The organism is Streptomyces sp. NPDC091287 (assembly GCF_044768525.1).
Taxonomy (GTDB): domain Bacteria; phylum Actinomycetota; class Actinomycetes; order Streptomycetales; family Streptomycetaceae; genus Streptomyces.
Genome location: NZ_JBIVUV010000005.1, coordinates 28,547 through 43,266, shown reverse-complemented (window position 1 = coordinate 43,266; position 14,720 = coordinate 28,547). Strand labels below are relative to the sequence as shown.

At 71.8% G+C, this 14,720-nt stretch carries 15 protein-coding genes; 8 read left to right on the top strand and 7 right to left on the bottom strand.

The window, feature by feature from the left end; genetic code table 11:
• Positions 1-117: 117 nt before the first annotated feature.
• Positions 118-291 carry a CsbD family protein gene (locus tag ACIQRW_RS09010; RefSeq protein ID WP_403756526.1) on the bottom strand — a complete coding sequence of 58 codons (174 nt, stop codon included), beginning with the start codon at positions 289-291 and terminating at the stop codon, positions 118-120.
• A gap of 206 nt (positions 292-497) precedes the next feature.
• Here ACIQRW_RS09010 and ACIQRW_RS09005 point away from each other — a divergent pair, with 206 nt between their 5' ends.
• The 3 genes from ACIQRW_RS09005 to ACIQRW_RS08995 are packed head-to-tail and all read left to right on the top strand — an operon-like array spanning position 498 to position 4,079.
• Complete coding sequence (locus ACIQRW_RS09005) at positions 498-2,288, top strand: diacylglycerol kinase family protein (RefSeq protein WP_403756523.1); 1,791 nt, start codon at positions 498-500, stop codon at positions 2,286-2,288.
• On the top strand, positions 2,288-3,241 hold the full coding sequence (locus ACIQRW_RS09000; RefSeq protein WP_403756520.1) for a YihY/virulence factor BrkB family protein: 954 nt from the start codon (positions 2,288-2,290) through the stop codon (positions 3,239-3,241). Before ACIQRW_RS09005 ends, ACIQRW_RS09000 begins: the two co-directional genes overlap by 1 nt.
• A gap of 1 nt (position 3,242) precedes the next feature.
• Positions 3,243-4,079: a phosphatase PAP2 family protein gene (locus ACIQRW_RS08995; protein ID WP_403756517.1), complete on the top strand. Its 837-nt coding sequence runs from the start codon at positions 3,243-3,245 to the stop codon at positions 4,077-4,079.
• Here ACIQRW_RS08995 and ACIQRW_RS08990 read toward each other — a convergent pair.
• Complete coding sequence (locus ACIQRW_RS08990) at positions 4,073-4,579, bottom strand: hypothetical protein (protein WP_403756514.1); 507 nt, start codon at positions 4,577-4,579, stop codon at positions 4,073-4,075. The genes ACIQRW_RS08995 and ACIQRW_RS08990 overlap by 7 nt on opposite strands.
• A gap of 267 nt (positions 4,580-4,846) precedes the next feature.
• Between ACIQRW_RS08990 and ACIQRW_RS08985 the strand changes: the two genes are divergently transcribed.
• Positions 4,847-5,089 (top strand): DUF6411 family protein, encoded by a 243-nt coding sequence (locus ACIQRW_RS08985; RefSeq protein WP_265600142.1) that lies wholly within the window; start codon positions 4,847-4,849, stop codon positions 5,087-5,089.
• An 81-nt stretch (positions 5,090-5,170) separates the two neighbouring features.
• Here the strand turns inward: ACIQRW_RS08985 and ACIQRW_RS08980 are convergent, their stop codons facing one another.
• Together ACIQRW_RS08980 and thpR are read right to left on the bottom strand one after the other, a co-directional pair.
• Positions 5,171-6,160 (bottom strand): aldo/keto reductase, encoded by a 990-nt coding sequence (locus ACIQRW_RS08980; protein WP_403756511.1) that lies wholly within the window; start codon positions 6,158-6,160, stop codon positions 5,171-5,173.
• Between the two features lie 203 nt (positions 6,161-6,363).
• Positions 6,364-6,963: an RNA 2',3'-cyclic phosphodiesterase gene (gene thpR, locus ACIQRW_RS08975; protein ID WP_403756508.1), complete on the bottom strand. Its 600-nt coding sequence runs from the start codon at positions 6,961-6,963 to the stop codon at positions 6,364-6,366.
• A gap of 101 nt (positions 6,964-7,064) precedes the next feature.
• Here thpR and ACIQRW_RS08970 point away from each other — a divergent pair, with 101 nt between their 5' ends.
• The gene (locus ACIQRW_RS08970) at positions 7,065-7,649 is read left to right on the top strand and encodes a Uma2 family endonuclease (RefSeq protein ID WP_403756505.1); all 585 of its coding nucleotides are present in this window, start codon (positions 7,065-7,067) and stop codon (positions 7,647-7,649) included.
• Positions 7,650-7,721: 72 nt separating this feature from the next.
• On the opposite strand, the gene ACIQRW_RS08965 is transcribed toward ACIQRW_RS08970, so the two are convergent.
• Positions 7,722-9,056, bottom strand: coding sequence for an MFS transporter (locus ACIQRW_RS08965; protein ID WP_403756502.1), 1,335 nt, complete (start codon positions 9,054-9,056; stop codon positions 7,722-7,724).
• Between the two features lie 135 nt (positions 9,057-9,191).
• Positions 9,192-9,632, bottom strand: a complete 441-nt coding sequence (locus ACIQRW_RS08960) for a MarR family winged helix-turn-helix transcriptional regulator (protein ID WP_007452526.1) — start codon at positions 9,630-9,632, stop codon at positions 9,192-9,194.
• Positions 9,633-9,766: 134 nt separating this feature from the next.
• On the opposite strand from ACIQRW_RS08960, the gene ACIQRW_RS08955 reads away from it, so the two are divergent.
• Positions 9,767-9,976, top strand: a complete 210-nt coding sequence (locus ACIQRW_RS08955) for a hypothetical protein (protein ID WP_398614236.1) — start codon at positions 9,767-9,769, stop codon at positions 9,974-9,976.
• Between the two features lie 30 nt (positions 9,977-10,006).
• Here ACIQRW_RS08955 and ACIQRW_RS08950 read toward each other — a convergent pair whose 3' ends face one another.
• Complete coding sequence (locus tag ACIQRW_RS08950; protein WP_403756498.1) at positions 10,007-11,461, bottom strand: NCS2 family permease; 1,455 nt, start codon at positions 11,459-11,461, stop codon at positions 10,007-10,009.
• A gap of 211 nt (positions 11,462-11,672) precedes the next feature.
• Here ACIQRW_RS08950 and ACIQRW_RS08945 point away from each other — a divergent pair, with 211 nt between their 5' ends.
• Together ACIQRW_RS08945 and ACIQRW_RS08940 are read left to right on the top strand one after the other, a co-directional pair.
• On the top strand, positions 11,673-12,005 hold the full coding sequence (locus ACIQRW_RS08945; protein ID WP_403756495.1) for a DUF2530 domain-containing protein: 333 nt from the start codon (positions 11,673-11,675) through the stop codon (positions 12,003-12,005).
• 195 nt (positions 12,006-12,200) lie between these two features.
• Entirely contained in the window at positions 12,201-14,720 is a 2,520-nt protein-coding gene (locus ACIQRW_RS08940) for an HAD-IC family P-type ATPase (protein WP_403756493.1), read from the top strand.

The following is a 14,720-nucleotide window of genomic DNA, read 5'->3' as shown; positions in this document are numbered from 1 at the left end:
GCCCCGCCCACCGCCCTCGCCCCTCAGGGCCCGGAACGGACGGACGCGGCACGACATGACAGGGCCCCGCTGGAGGAGGAACTCCGCGGGGCCCGGTGTCGTCGCACGGTGACGCCGTCAGTCGGTCAAGGTGTCCTTGGTCTTCTCCTTGGCCTGGCGGGCATCACCCTTGGCCTGCTCAGCCCTGCCTTCGGCCGTGAGGCGCTCGTTGCCGACGGTGCGCCCGGCGACTTCCTTCATCTTGCCCTTGGCCTGCTCGGTCTTGGCCCGGCTCTTCTCGTCGGCGGCCATGTCACTCACCTCTCGCTGGGCTCGGCGTTGCGGTCTCCCACCGCCTGACCCCCGCAGCCCGCTTCAAACATGCCGACCGGCACCTGACCCACGACGGCCGCCGGGTCCCAGGCCTGACCCGCGCACGGCAGGGCATACGGCGTAGCGCCCGGAGAACAGGCTCCGGGCGGAACCGCCGCACGGCGGAGCAGACGTGGGGGGACCAGATGGAGACCACCGTTCCGGAGAGAGGGACCGGCGGGCGAGGGGCACCCGCCCCTCGGCGCCCCGGCCGCTCCCCCGCCCTCTCCAGCGGCACCGCCCAGGCCGCGGCCCGGATCGCCGCCTTCGCGGTCTGCCAGGCGGCCCTCGTGGCAGGGGCCGGCCTGCTGATCACCGGGCCGGCCCGTGGGCTGTGGCCGATGACCGCGGAGGACAACGTCGTCGAGGCCCTCGTGGGCGCACGCACCGCCACGCTCACCACGGCCTCCACGATCGTCTCCGCCCTGGGGGACACCGGCACGGTGGTGGGCCTCACCCTGCTGGCCTGCCTCGCCCTGGTCCTGGTGCCCCGGCTGCCCCTGTGGCGCGAGACGGTCTTCCTCGCCGCCGCGGTGTCCCTCCAGTCGGCGGTCTTCCTGCTGATCACCGCCTCCGTGGACCGGACGCGCCCGGACGTGGAGCGCCTGGACGACTCACCGCCGACCTCCAGCTACACCTCGGGCCACACCGGGGCCGCCACCGCCCTCTACGCCGGCCTCGCCGTCCTGGTCCTGTCCCGGGTCCGCTCCCCGTGGCGGGCGCCCCTGGCCGCACTCCTGCTGCTCGTTCCGCTCCTCGTGGGGCTGGCACGGCTCTACCGAGGCATGCACCACCCGACCGACGTGGCCGCAGGGCTGATGAACGGCTCGCTGTCCCTGCTCGTCGTGGGCCGGGCCGCGTCCGCCGGGCACTCCTGGGCGGCGTGGCCCCCGGCCGACGCGATGGGCATCGCCGTGGCCGCTGCCGAACGCCGTCCCGCCCCCGTGCGGATGCACGCCGCCGTCATCGTCAATCCGACGGTGACCGACGCCGCGACCCGTGACCGGTTGCGGCTGGTGCTGGCCCAGCACGGGTACCACGACACCCCGTTCATCGACACCACCGCGCAGGACCCCGGCGGCGGCCAGACGGCCGGGGCCCTGCGCGCGGGGGCCGAGTTGATCGTCGTCTGCGGTGGCGACGGCACGGTCCGCGCGGTCGCGGACGCGCTCGCCGGCACCGGCGTCCCGCTGGTCCTCGTACCGTGCGGCACCGGCAATCTGCTGGCCCGCAACCTCGGACTGCCGCTGCGCCCCGCCGACGCACTGGCGGCCGGCCTGACCGGCGAGCCCCGCGCCCTGGATCTCGGCCGGATCGAGGGGGACGGGTTCCCCGCCGTCCACTTCACGGCGATGGCCGGGGCCGGACTGGACGCGGCCATGCTGGAGGAGACCTCCGACCGCGCCAAGTCGGCCCTGGGCTGGCCCGCGTACGTGCTGGCCGGGGTCAAGGGGCTGCGCGCTCCCCGGATGCGGCTGACCGTCAGCCTGGACGGCGGCCCGGAGCTGCACCGCACCGCCCGTATGGTCCTCGTCGCCAACATCGGGACGGTCCAGGCGGGCGCGGCACCGGTGCCCGCCGCCAGGCCCGACGACGGCACGCTGGACCTCGCGGTCTTCGACCCCCGGGGCGCGGGCGGCTGGCTGCGCACGGCCGGGGTGCTGCTGCGCGGCAGCGGAGGAGGCCGGGACGCGAAGGAGCCCGGCGCGAACGGCCCGGTCCCGGGGACGGACGGTCGGCGGACGGCCGGGACCTCCCGCGCCGCGGACTCCGCCCGGGGCCCCGTCGAGTTCCACACCTTCCGCCGCGCCGAACTGCGCTTCACCCGGCCGCAGCCGCGCGAGGTCGACGGGGACCCGGTGGGACCCGGCCTGCGCCTCGCCGCCGAGGTCAGGCCCGGCGCCCTCACCGTCCTGCTTCCCGCCCGGGAGCGGTGATGGGGACGGCGACCCGGGTCCCGGTGACCCGCGACATGAGCGGGGACGAGCTGTCCGGCGACGAGGCGCTCACGGCCCTGCGCCGGTACGGCCGTTGGCCGCTGGTGCGCGACGCCTTCGTACGCTTCCGCTACGCCGACGGCTTCAGCCACGCCCGCGCGCTGGCCCTACAGACGATTTTGGCGATCGTCCCGCTGGTGATCGCCTTCGTCGGCCTGTCGGCCGAGCTGCACACCGAGAGCGTCGGCAGGCTCGCCGAGCTCACGATCCGCGGCATCAGCGAGGGCCCGAGCGCCCAGGTGGTGGACGACGCCCTCAACCGCCACCGGCGGAGCGACGGCGACGGGCCCGAGGTCGCCCTCTGGCTGGGGCTGGCCTTCTCCCTCGCCAACGTCACCACCGCCATGTGCCAGATCGAGCGGGGGGCCAACCGGATCTACGGGGTGGAGCGGGACCGCGTCTTCCACCACAAGTACCTGCGCGGGCTGGTGATGGCCCTGAGCGCCGGCATCCCGCTCGGTATCGGGTCCGTCATGATGGTGGCCGGCGGAGAACTCGTCGCCGCCGCGGCCTCCGTGTACGGTCTGGGCGACACGGCCCGGGAGACGTTGACCCTGCTGCGCTGGCCGCTGGGTTTCCTGCTCGCGCTGATCTCGGCGAGCGCGATCTTCCGCCGCTCCCCGCGCCGTCGCCAGCCCGGCTACACCTGGCTGGCGTTCGGGGCCGCCGTCTACCTCGTCCTCTGGACGGTGCTGACCTGGCTCCTGACCCTCTACCTCGGCATCAGCGGCTCCTTCGACACCGTCTACGGGCCCCTCAGCGCGTTCATGTCGCTGCTCCTGTGGGCCTATCTCACCTCCATAGCCCTGTTCGTCGGGCTGTCCTTCGCCGCCCAACTGGAGGCCGTCCGGGCCCGCAGGCCCGGACCGGTCGCCGCCGACCCCGGAGCATGACGTGACACGATCCCTCTCCGAACCGCCCACCCCGCAGCCGCACGGCGCGGGGCCCCGGGACGAGCAGGACCGGACCCGCCGCGCCGACCGCCGCCTCGGTGTACGACTGCTGGCGGCGGCCGGGGCGGGCGCGGTCGCGGCGGTGCCGTTCGCGCTGCTCGTGATCCTCGTCGAGGGAACGTGGACTCCCCTCCAGCGCCTGGACGCCGGGGCGGCCCGCCGACTGCACGAGGTGGCCCTGGAGCACCCGGGGTGGACGGCCACGCTGCGCATCCTGTCGGACTGGGTCTGGGACCCCGCCACGCTGCGCACGGCCGTCGCCCTGCTCACGGTGTGGCTGCTGTACCGGCGGGCGTGGCGGCTGGCGGCGTGGGCCGCGACCACCGCGATCGGCGGCGCGCTGACCGGGGTACTCGCCAAGGTCGTGGTGGAGCGGGCCAGGCCCTCGCTCCAGGACCCGGTGGCCCGCGCACCCGGCTACTCGTTCCCCTCGGGTCACGCGATGACGGCCGCCACGTCGTGCGCCGTACTCCTGCTGGTGCTGCTGCCACTGGTGCCACGCAGGTGGCGGGGGCTGTGCTGGGGAGCGGCGGGGATCTCCGTCCTGGGCGTCGGCTTCACCCGGATCGCGCTCGGCGTGCACTGGTTCAGCGACGTCATCGGCGGATGGCTGCTGGGAGGCGCGGTCGTCGTCCTGACCGGCTGGGCCTTCGAAGCCTGGCGGAGCGAGGCCGGCCGACGCCGCACGGACGCGTCGGAAGGCCTCGAACCCGAGCTGGTGGACGAGCACCCGGAGCCGGAGGCGTACGGCACCCGGCGCGGAGCGCGGGATCAGTAACCCTGACCGACCAGGAAGGAGTCGAACTCCAGCGTCAGTGACCGGGCCTCGGAGAGGTGCGCCTCGCTGTCCCCGTCGACCAGCACGAACACGCAGACGCCCTGTTCCGTCCGGACCACCCACATGGCGCGGTCGCCCTCGCGCAGCAGCGCGAGCTCCAGGTCACGCCCGGTGACGGCGTCGGAGACCAGCTCCCGGCTCTCGCGCTGCCAGGGCCTGCCCGCGATCCACAGGCCACGGGGGTGGACGGCCTCCTCGCACACCGTGCACAGGGCCTCGACGTCGTCCGGCCCCCCGCGTTCCGGACCCGTGCCGTCGGCCCCCGCGACATGCCCCGTCGACCGGAAGTACGGCCGCCCGTCCGCACCGCCGCGCCCCGCGACGGCGAAGAACCCCGCCTCGGCCGAGAACGCCGCGGCGGCCAGGACCGGCGATCTCTCCTCGCCGAGAGCCAGATGCGTGCGGAGAACTTCATCCCACTGTTCGGTCACCGGGGACATCGGTGCGTCCTTTCGTCGGTTTTCGCCGGACCGTCGTTACGGTCTCGGCGCTTGTCGGCCCCGGGCAGAAGCTCGGCTTCCCCGGTGACCCAGCTTCTCCTGCCCGGGTATCTCCTTGTCAGGCCGTTCTCCGGCCTCGCGCGGAAGGACGCGACCGGCACCGCCCGAAGGCGACCGGTCGACGTGCCGCCGGGGTTCGAAAGCCGCCGGTGGGGCACACGGCGCAGACATCACCCGCGAACAACAGCACCGGGAAAAGGAGTTGCCATGATCGTCGTAGGAATTGTCGCAGTCTGTGTCGTTCTCGCCGTACTCGCCTTCTTCGTTCCGCGGCTCTCCCGCCGTCCGGAGCGCGGTACGCAGCGCACGCTCGGCCTGGGCTCCCGCGCGGGCGGCAAGGCGCCCGGCGTCCTGGGCCGCCTCTTCAGCAAGCCGTTCCGCAGCAGCTCCAAGGCCGTCGGCCGGAGCGGCTCGGCCGGCCGACGCACCCGTGGCCACATGCCGTTCTGAGAGACGCCAACGGCTCCGGCCGGCAACGGAAGAAGTGGGGGCCTCCCGGCACAGTGTCGGGAGGCCCCCACTTCCACGCCCCTACCAGGCGAAGGCCTCCGGCGAAGGCCCCGGGCCCGGGAAGATCTCGTCCAGGCCCGTGAGCACGGCCTCCGGGAGGTCCAGCTCCAGGGCGCGCAGGGCGCTGTCCAGCTGGTCGGCGGTGCGCGGGCCGACGATCGGGCCCGTGATGCCGGGGCGGGTCAGCAGCCAGGCCAGGGCCGCTTCGCCGGGTTCCAGTCCGTGCTTGTCGAGCAGGTCCTCGTACGCCTGGATCTGGGACCGGGTGGCGGGGTCGGCCAGGGCGTCGGCGGCGCGGCCCGAGGCGCGGCGGCCGCCCTCGGTCGTCTTCCTGATGACGCCGCCCAGCAGGCCGCCGTGCAGCGGCGACCACGGGATGACACCGAGGCCGTAGTCCTGCGCGGCCGGGATGACCTCCATCTCGGCGCGGCGCTCGGCGAGGTTGTAGATGCACTGCTCGCTGACCAGGCCGAGCGAACCCCGTCGGGCGGCCTGCTCGTTGGCCTGGGCGATCTTGTAGCCGGGGAAGTTCGAGGAACCGGCGTACAGGATCTTGCCCTGCTGGACCAGGACGTCGATCGCCTGCCAGATCTCGTCGAAGGGCGTGTTCCGGTCGACGTGGTGGAACTGGTACAGGTCGATGTGGTCGGTCTGGAGACGCTTGAGCGAGGCGTCGACCGCGCGCCGGATGTTCACGGCGGAGAGCTTGTCGTGGTTGGGCCAGGCGTCGCCGTCGGCGGCCATGTTCCCGTACATCTTGGTGGCCAGGACCACCTTGTCGCGCCGGCCGCCGCCCTGTGCGAACCAGGTGCCGATGATTTCCTCGGTGCGGCCCTTGTTCTCGCCCCAGCCGTAGACGTTGGCCGTGTCGAAGAAGTTCAGGCCCGCGCCGAGCGCGGAGTCCATGATGGCGTGGCTGTCCGACTCGTTGGTCTGCGGGCCGAAGTTCATCGTCCCGAGGACGAGCCGGCTGACCTTGAGTCCCGTGCGTCCGAGCTGTGTGTACTTCATGACGCCCCAGCCAACTCCTTCGAGTCCACTCCAGGCAAGCATGTGCCCCGGACGCGCCGGACGGGCATGGCTCCCCGGCGGTCCGCCGGTATCAGCCGCCCAGGGCGGCCCCCACGGCGACGACGACGAACATCAGCACGAGCACGGCCGCCATGATGCGGTTTCTGGTCTTCGGGTCCACCCTTCGAGCGTAACGGCACCGCTCACCGGCCGAGCGCCCAGGCCCGCACCGCCTCGTAGCGCGGCCGCTCCCCCGGCACGCCGGACACCGGCGGACTGCTCCGTACGAGACTCAGCTCGCCGGCCTCCCAGCGCTCCCCCTCGAACCCCGCCAGCGCCGCGGTGAAGGGCCTCAGCTCCGCCTCGCCCCGGCTCCGGGCCAGCGTGAGGTGCGGGGTGTAGCGGCGGTGCTCCTCCATCGGCAGCCCGGCCCGCCGGGCGGCGGCGTCGGCGCGCTCGGCGAGCAGCCGCAGCGTGTCGAGCCCGCCCGCCGCCCCGGCCCACAGCGCCCGCCCGCCGAAGTGCCCCGCCCCGTGCACGCGGAGCGGAAAGGGCTCGGTGCGGTGCGCGGCACGCTCCAGGCGCTCGTACAGCTCCGGCAGAACGCCCTCCGGCACCTCGCCGTAGAACGCCAGCGTGTAGTGCCAGCCCTCGGGCCGCGTCCAGCGCAGGTCCCCCGCGCCGGGCAGGGCGCGGAGCTGGGCCACCGCCGCGCGGAGTCCGGCGACGGCCCCGGCGGGCGGCAGGACGGCGGCGAAGAGGCGCTCGGTGGGCGGACGGCGGCCGGAGCTGTGGCTGCTCATGCGCGCGAGTCTCGCAGGTCCGGGCGTGTCCGGGGCGCCGGGCCTATCGTTGTACTACGCGGCTGCCCGCACGCCCGTGCGGCCGCGGGGGGAGCGGCACGATGACCGTCGTAGACACCGACAGGATCGACATGGCCGACATCAGCGACGAGCGCACCCTGGACATGATGTTCGAGTGGCTTGAGCCCGTCCCCGAGGGATTCAAGGTCGAGATCGTCGAGGGGAACGTCTACAGGTCGCCGCAGCGGGACACGCACTGGCGGATCATCTTGAGCATCATCAGGCAACTGCTGCCCCGCTATCAGGAGGACCGGCTCCTGTCCGACGTACGCATCGACTTCCCCGGCCTCCTCAACGGCTTCGCCTCCGACGTCGCAGCCCTTGCCACAGGCGCCGCCAAGACCGCCGACGGCCGCTGGCGCCACCAGGACATCGAGTTCGTCGCCGAGGTGATCTCCAGGAGCACCGCCGCCAACGACTACGGCTCGAAGAAGGCCACCTATGCCCTCGCCGGTGTTCCGGTCTACCTCATCGTCGATCCGTACACCGGCACCTGGCACCTGCACACCCTCCCGAAGGAGGACGAGTACCGCAGTGTGCTGAGTCTCGACTTCGGCACCCCGGTCGACGTCACCTCGACCGTCGTCGGCCTCGTCCTCGCCACCGACGCCTTCCCCCGCGACTGACCCGCGACCGACCCGCCCGGGCATACGGGAACCGCCCTCCTCCCACTCGGGAGGAGGGCGGTTCCGTGCGGATCACGCCGCCGTCGCCAGCTGCTCGCGCGGGACGAAGCGGACGTGCGGGCGGCCCGGGCGGAGGTCGACCTTCAGGCGGAGGCCGCCGACGCGGGCGAGGGCGAAGCCGACGCCCAGGGCGGCGATCACCGAGATCGCACCGCCGGCCGCGAAGCCCGTGCGGGCGCCGTACGTGTCGCTGATCCAGCCGACGATCGGGGCGCCCACCGGCGTACCCCCGGCGAAGACCATCATGTACAGGCTCATCACCCGGCCCCGCATCTCCGGGTCGGCGGCCATCTGGACGCTCGTGTTCGCGGTGATGTTCGTGGTCAGGCCGAGCATGCCGATCGGGACCAGCAGGATCGAGAACAGCCAGACCGACGGGGACAGCGAGGCGGCGATCTCCAGCAGCCCGAACGCCGTGCCCGCGATCACCAGCATCCGCAGCCGCGTGGAGCGGCGGCGGGCCGAGAGCAGCGCGCCGGCCAGCGAACCGGCCGCCATCAGGATGTTGAAGAACGAGTACATGCCCGCGCCGCCGTCGAAGATCTCGTCGGCGTAGGCGGTCAGCCAGATCGGGAAGTTGAAGCCGAACGTGCCGACGAAGCCGACCAGGACGATCGGCCAGATCAGCTCGGGGCGGCCCTTGACGTAGCGCAGGCCCTCGCGGAGCTGGCCCTTGGCTCGGGGGACGGTCACCGAGGCGTGCATCTCGTTGGTGCGCATCATCAGCAGGCCGACGAGCGGGGCCAGGAAGGAGAGGCCGTTGAGCAGGAAGGCCCAGCCGCTGCCGACCGTGGTGATCAGGACGCCCGCGACGGCGGGGCCGATGAGCCGGGCGGACTGGAAGTTCGCCGAGTTCAGGCTGACCGCGTTGCGCAGTTGCGCGGGGCCGACCATCTCGGAGACGAACGACTGACGGGCCGGGTTGTCGACGACGGTCACCATGCCGAGAAGGAAGGCGACCAGATAGACGTGCCAGACCTCCACGACACCGGACAGGGTCAGGACGGCCAGCGCGATGCCGCACAGGCCGAGCAGGGCCTGGCTGACGAGCAGGATCTGCCGCTTCGGCAGGCGGTCGGCTATGACGCCGCCGTACAGGCCGAAGAGGAGCATGGGAAGGAACTGGAGGGCCGTGGTGATGCCTACGGCCGTCGCGGAACCCGTCAGGCTCAGCACGAGCCAGTCCTGCGTGATGCGGGACATCCAGGTACCGGTGTTGGAGATCACGGCGCCCGTGGCGAACAGGCGGTAGTTGCGGATCTTCAGCGACGAGAAGGTCCCGCCGGTCTTGCTCTCGTGGGTGGAAGTCGGTGCGGGGGCGGAGTCTGCTCCGGATCCCGTACTCAAAAGGGTTCGCCTCCTCGGGCGTCTGCGGCGTTCGGTCCGACGAGGACGTGACGACGGGCGCTCCGGCGGTGATCGTGTCCGGACCGGGTGGTGCTTCCGGTCCGGCGGCGGATCATCGTCGGCGCGCCCGCGGGGTCACAGGTGGGCGAGCTTCTCCAACACGGGCGCGGCGGCCCGAAGCGTCTCCCACTCGTCCTCGTCCAGGCCCTCGGCGAGGTGGGACAGCCAGGCGTTCCGCTTGGTGCGGCTCTCCGCGAGCATGGCCTCGGCCTGCTCGGTCTGGCTGACCCTCTTCTGCCGACGGTCATCGGGGTGCGGTTCCAGCCTGACCAGTCCCTTCGCCTCCAGCAGCGCGACGATGCGGGTCATCGACGGGGGCTGCACGTGCTCCTTGCGGGCCAGCTCACCGGGGGTGGCCGAGCCGCAACGGGCAAGGGTGCCGAGCACCGACATCTCGGTGGGGCTCAGCGACTCGTCGACACGCTGGTGCTTCAGTCGACGGCCCAGCAGCATCACGGCGGAGCGTAGGGAGCTCACGGCGGCGGCACTGTCGCCGTCGTGGATCAGGTCAGGCATGTTTGTTAGCGTAACTCATTACCCAACCTAAATACCACCTGGTGGTACACGCGCGAGAAACCGATCACCCGAACGAGTGAGTTAGAAGCGGAAAGTGACGCAAAGAGCGCTCCGGGGCGGCGACCCTGCTGGACATGGGATCGACAGTGCTCAGCCTGCGGATAGACGGTGAGCTGCTCGACCGGCTCCGGCAGCACGCCGCGAAACGCGGAATGAGCGTCCAGGACTACGTGGTCCGGACGCTCATTCGCGACGACTTCGACGAACGCTTCAAGGCGGCCGTCGAGGAGACGGAGAAGTTCTACGGCGACGCCCGAGGGAGCGTGACGCCACCGATCACGTGAGGCCGGCGAGCGGCAGCACGGCAAAACCGATCACGTGAGGCCGAGCGCCGGCATCGCGTAGTAGAAGACGAACACCGCCGAGACCACGTACATGGCCACCGGCACCTCGCGGCCGCGCCCGGCCGCCAGGCGCAGCACGGAGAAGGCGACGAAGCCGATGCCGATGCCGTTGGTGATCGAGTACGTGAACGGCATCATCACCATCGCGAGGAACGCCGGGACCGCGAGCGTGTAGTCGCTCCAGTCGATGTCCCGCACCGAGCCCGCGATGATCAGGAAGCCGACCGCCAGCAGGGCGGGAGTGGCCGCCTGCGACGGGACCATGGTCGCCAGCGGTGTGAGGAACAGCGCCACCGAGAAGAGCAGACCGGTCACCACGCTCGCCAGTCCGGTGCGGGCGCCTTCGCCGACGCCCGCGGTGGACTCCACGAAGCACGTGGTGGCGGAGGAGGAGCTGCCGCCGCCCGCGGCGACCGCGATGCCGTCCACGAACAGCACCTTGTTGATGCCGGGGAAGTTGCCTTCCTGGTCCATCAGCTTCGCCTCGTCGCCGACGCCCAGAATGGTGCCCATCGCGTCGAAGAAGCAGGACAGCAGCACGGTGAAGACGAACAGGACGCCGGTCAGGACGCCGACCTTCTCGAAGCCGCCGAACAGGCTGACCTCGCCGAGCAGCCCGAAGTCCGGCGCCGAGACCGGGTTGCCCGGCCACGCGGGCGTCGTCAGGCCCCACGCCCCGTCGGGCAGGCCGGCCACCGCGTCGATGACCAGGGCGACGACCGTCATGGCGACGATCGAGATCAGGATCGCGCCCGGCACCTTGCGCACGATCAGCGCGAGCGTGAGCAGCGCGCCGAGGACGAAGACGAGCACCGGCCAGCCGTCGAGGTGGCCGCTGCCGCCGAGCTGGAGCGGCACGGTGGTGTGCGCGGCGTCCGGCATGCGCGAGACGAAGCCCGAGTCGACGAGGCCGATGAGCAGGATGAAGAGGCCGATACCGATCGCGATGCCCTTGCGGAGCGACTTCGGCACGGCGTTCATCACGCGTTCCCGCAGCCCGGTGGCGACCAGCAGCATCACCACGATGCCCGCGAGGACGACCATGCCCATCGCGTCCGGCCAGCTCATCCGGGGAGCGAGCTGGAGCGCGACGACCGTGTTGACGCCGAGACCGGCGGCGAGCGCGATCGGCACGTTGCCGATGACACCCATCAGCAAAGTGGAGAACGCGGCGGACAGCACGGTGGCGGTGACCAGCTGTCCGTTGTCGAGCTGGTTGCCGTACATGTCCTTCGCGCTGCCCAGGATGATCGGGTTGAGCACGATGATGTACGCCATCGCGAAGAACGTGGCGAGCCCGCCGCGGAACTCGCGGGCGACGGTCGACCCCCGCTCGGAGATCTTGAAGAACCGGTCCAGGCTGCCCTGGGACTGCGGAGTCGCGGGGGGCGGGGAGTCGACCGGAGCGGTGGCCGAGGGGGGCATGGGTGACCTCAGTCGTACGTAGAGGGGTGGATGCGATGGGACAAAAGGTGATCGAAATTGGATGTTCAGACGAACGAATCGAGCCAACCCAAAGCAGATTCAGTATGAATACATCAAGCGAAGATCGCTATCTCCGCGCGTAGACCCGCGTGGCTCCTTGGGCCGTCCGGGCCGTACACCCCCCGATCGGGTGGCCCCATACACTGAACTCATGGAGAAGTGGACACCGAAGCACGAGGCGCCCGAACCCCTGGAGGGCCCCGTCGTCGCCACCGTCGTCGGCGGCACGATCCTCTGGTTCGTCCTCTTCCTCGCCCAGCTCCCCTTCTACGGCTGGTTCGCCGACCGCGGCCACACCTGGTGGGTGTGGACCCCGCTGGCCGGGGCCGGACTCGGCCTGATCGGCATCTGGTACGTCCGGGGGCGCGACGCCGCCCTCAAGCGGCACGCGGCCAAGGTCGAGGCCAAGGACGCCGCAGGGGCCGCGGCGACGGACAGCGCGCTGGGCGGCGACCCGGCGGGCCGCGCCGACCGGACCGCCTGACGGGAACCACGTGACCGGACCGCCTGCCCGGAACCACGTGACCGGACCGTCTGCCCGGAACCACGTGGCCGGCCCGTCCGACCGGGCCACCCTCGCTCCCGTCCGTACGACCACGGGACCGTCTTCGTCCTCCCCTGGTCGGATCTTCGACCCTCCGGTGGGTGATCCGGCGCGCACGCCCGTACCGTCGAACCCATGACGCAGCGGGCACTCGATTCCTCCGGGGAGCAGACCCCCGGAACCTCCCGGCCGGCCAAGATCGACGCGGGAGCGGAACTCGACCCCGTGCACCCCATGGAGCCACCGCCGGCCCGTCGGCCGGGCGGGCTGAGCACCGCCGAGGTCGCCGAACGGGTCGCGCGCGGCGAGGTCAACGACGTACCCGTACGTTCTTCGCGCTCGGTCACCGAGATCGTCCGGGCCAACGTCCTCACCCGGTTCAACCTGATCATCGGCGTGCTCTGGGTGATCATGCTGTTCGTCGCGCCGATCCAGGACAGCCTCTTCGGCTTCGTGATCGTCGCCAACACCGGCATCGGCATCATCCAGGAGTGGCGGGCCAAGAAGACCCTGGACAGCCTCGCGGTGATCGGCGAGGCGAAGCCGACCGTGCGGCGCGACGGGGTCGCCGCCGAGATCTCCACCTCCGAGATCGTCCTCGGCGACCTGATCGAGCTCGGCCCCGGGGACAAGGTGGTCGTGGACGGCACGGTCGCCGAGGCCGACAGCCTGGAGGTCGACGAGTCGCTCCTCACCGGGGAGGCCGACCCGGTGATCAAGCAGGCCGGCGACCCGGTGATGTCCGGCAGCTTCGTCGTCGCGGGCGGCGGCGCGTTCACCGCGACCAAGGTGGGCCGCGAGGCGTACGCCGCACAGCTCGCCGAGGAGGCGTCGCGCTTCACGCTCGTCCACTCGGAACTGCGCAGCGGCATCAGCACGATCCTCAAGTACGTCACCTGGATGATGGTGCCGACCGCGATCGGGCTGATCATCAGCCAGCTGGTCGTGAAGGACAACAACTTCAAGGACTCCGTCGCCCGGACCGTCGGCGGCATCGTCCCGATGATCCCCGAGGGCCTGGTCCTCCTCACCTCCGTCGCCTTCGCCATCGGCGTCGTACGGCTGGGCCGCAAGCAGTGCCTGGTGCAGGAGCTGCCCGCGATCGAGGGCCTCGCCCGGGTCGACGTGGTCTGCCTGGACAAGACGGGGACCCTCACCGAGGGCGGCATGGACGTCACGGAGGTCCGGCCGCTGAACGGGAGCGACGAGGCGTACGTGACGCGGGTGCTGCGGTCGTTCGGCTCCTCGGACCCGCGGCCCAACGCCAGCCTCCAGGCCATCATCGACGCGTATCCGGCGGGCGGCGGAGACGCCCGTCCGACGGCCGACGGCAACGCGCTCCCAGCGGCCGACGGCGACGCGGAGAGCTGGACGGTCACCGACGCGATGCCGTTCTCCTCCGCGCGCAAGTACAGCGGCGCGGCGTTCGCCGAGGCCGACGGAACGGCCTCCGCCTGGCTGCTTGGCGCCCCCGACGTCCTGCTGTCCGAGGGCGACGCGACGCTCACCGAGATCGAGCACCTCAACGAGCAGGGCCTGCGGGTGCTGCTGCTGGCCCGCGCCGAGGGCGAGCTGAACGCGCCCGGCGCGGCGGCCGGAGCCGCCCCCACCGCCCTGGTCGTCCTGGAGCAGCGGCTGCGGCCGGACGCGGGCGACACGCTCGCCTACTTCGCCGACCAGAACGTGGCCACCAAGGTCATCTCCGGCGACAACGCGGTATCGGTCGGCGCGGTCGCCGGGAAGCTGGGCCTCGCGGGCGCGGAGAACACGCTGGACGCCCGCCGGCTGCCCACCGACCCGGACGAGATGGCCACGGCCATGGAGGAGAACGCGGTCTTCGGGCGGGTCACCCCGCAGCAGAAGCGGGACATGGTCGCCGCCCTCCAGTCGCGCGGCCACACGGTCGCCATGACCGGCGACGGGGTCAACGACGTGCTGGCCCTCAAGGACGCCGACATCGGCGTCTCGATGGGCTCGGGCTCGGAGGCGACGCGGGCGGTGGCGCAGATCGTGCTGCTGAACAACAGCTTCGCGACGCTGCCGTCGGTCGTCGCCGAGGGCCGTCGCGTGATCGGCAACATCACCCGCGTCGCGACCCTCTTCCTCACCAAGACGGTCTACTCCGTGCTGCTGGCGATCCTGGTGGTCTGCACCCAGGTGGAGTACCCGTTCCTGCCGAGGCACCTGACGCTGCTCTCCACGCTGACCATCGGCGTCCCCGCGTTCTTCCTGGCGCTCGCGCCGAACAAGGAGCGCGCCCAGCCCCACTTCGTACGCCGGGTCATGCGGTACGCGATCCCCTCGGGCGCCATCGCGGCGTCGGCCACCTTCGCCACGTACCTGGTGGCGCGGAACCACTACAGCGGCGAGGGTGCGCTGGAGGCCGAGACGAGCGCGGCGACGCTGACGCTGTTCCTGGTCTCGATGTGGGTGCTGGCGATCATCGCCCGCCCGTACACCTGGTGGCGCGTCGGACTGGTGGCGGCGATGGGGCTCGGCTTCCTGATCGTGCTCGTGGTGCCGTGGCTCCAGGACTTCTTCGCGCTGAAGCTGGTGGGCGCGCCGATGCCGTGGACGGCGGTCGGCATCGCGGTGGCGGCGGCCGTCCTGCTGGAGTTCACCTGGCGCTGGGTGGGCCGGCGCTTCGGGATGTAG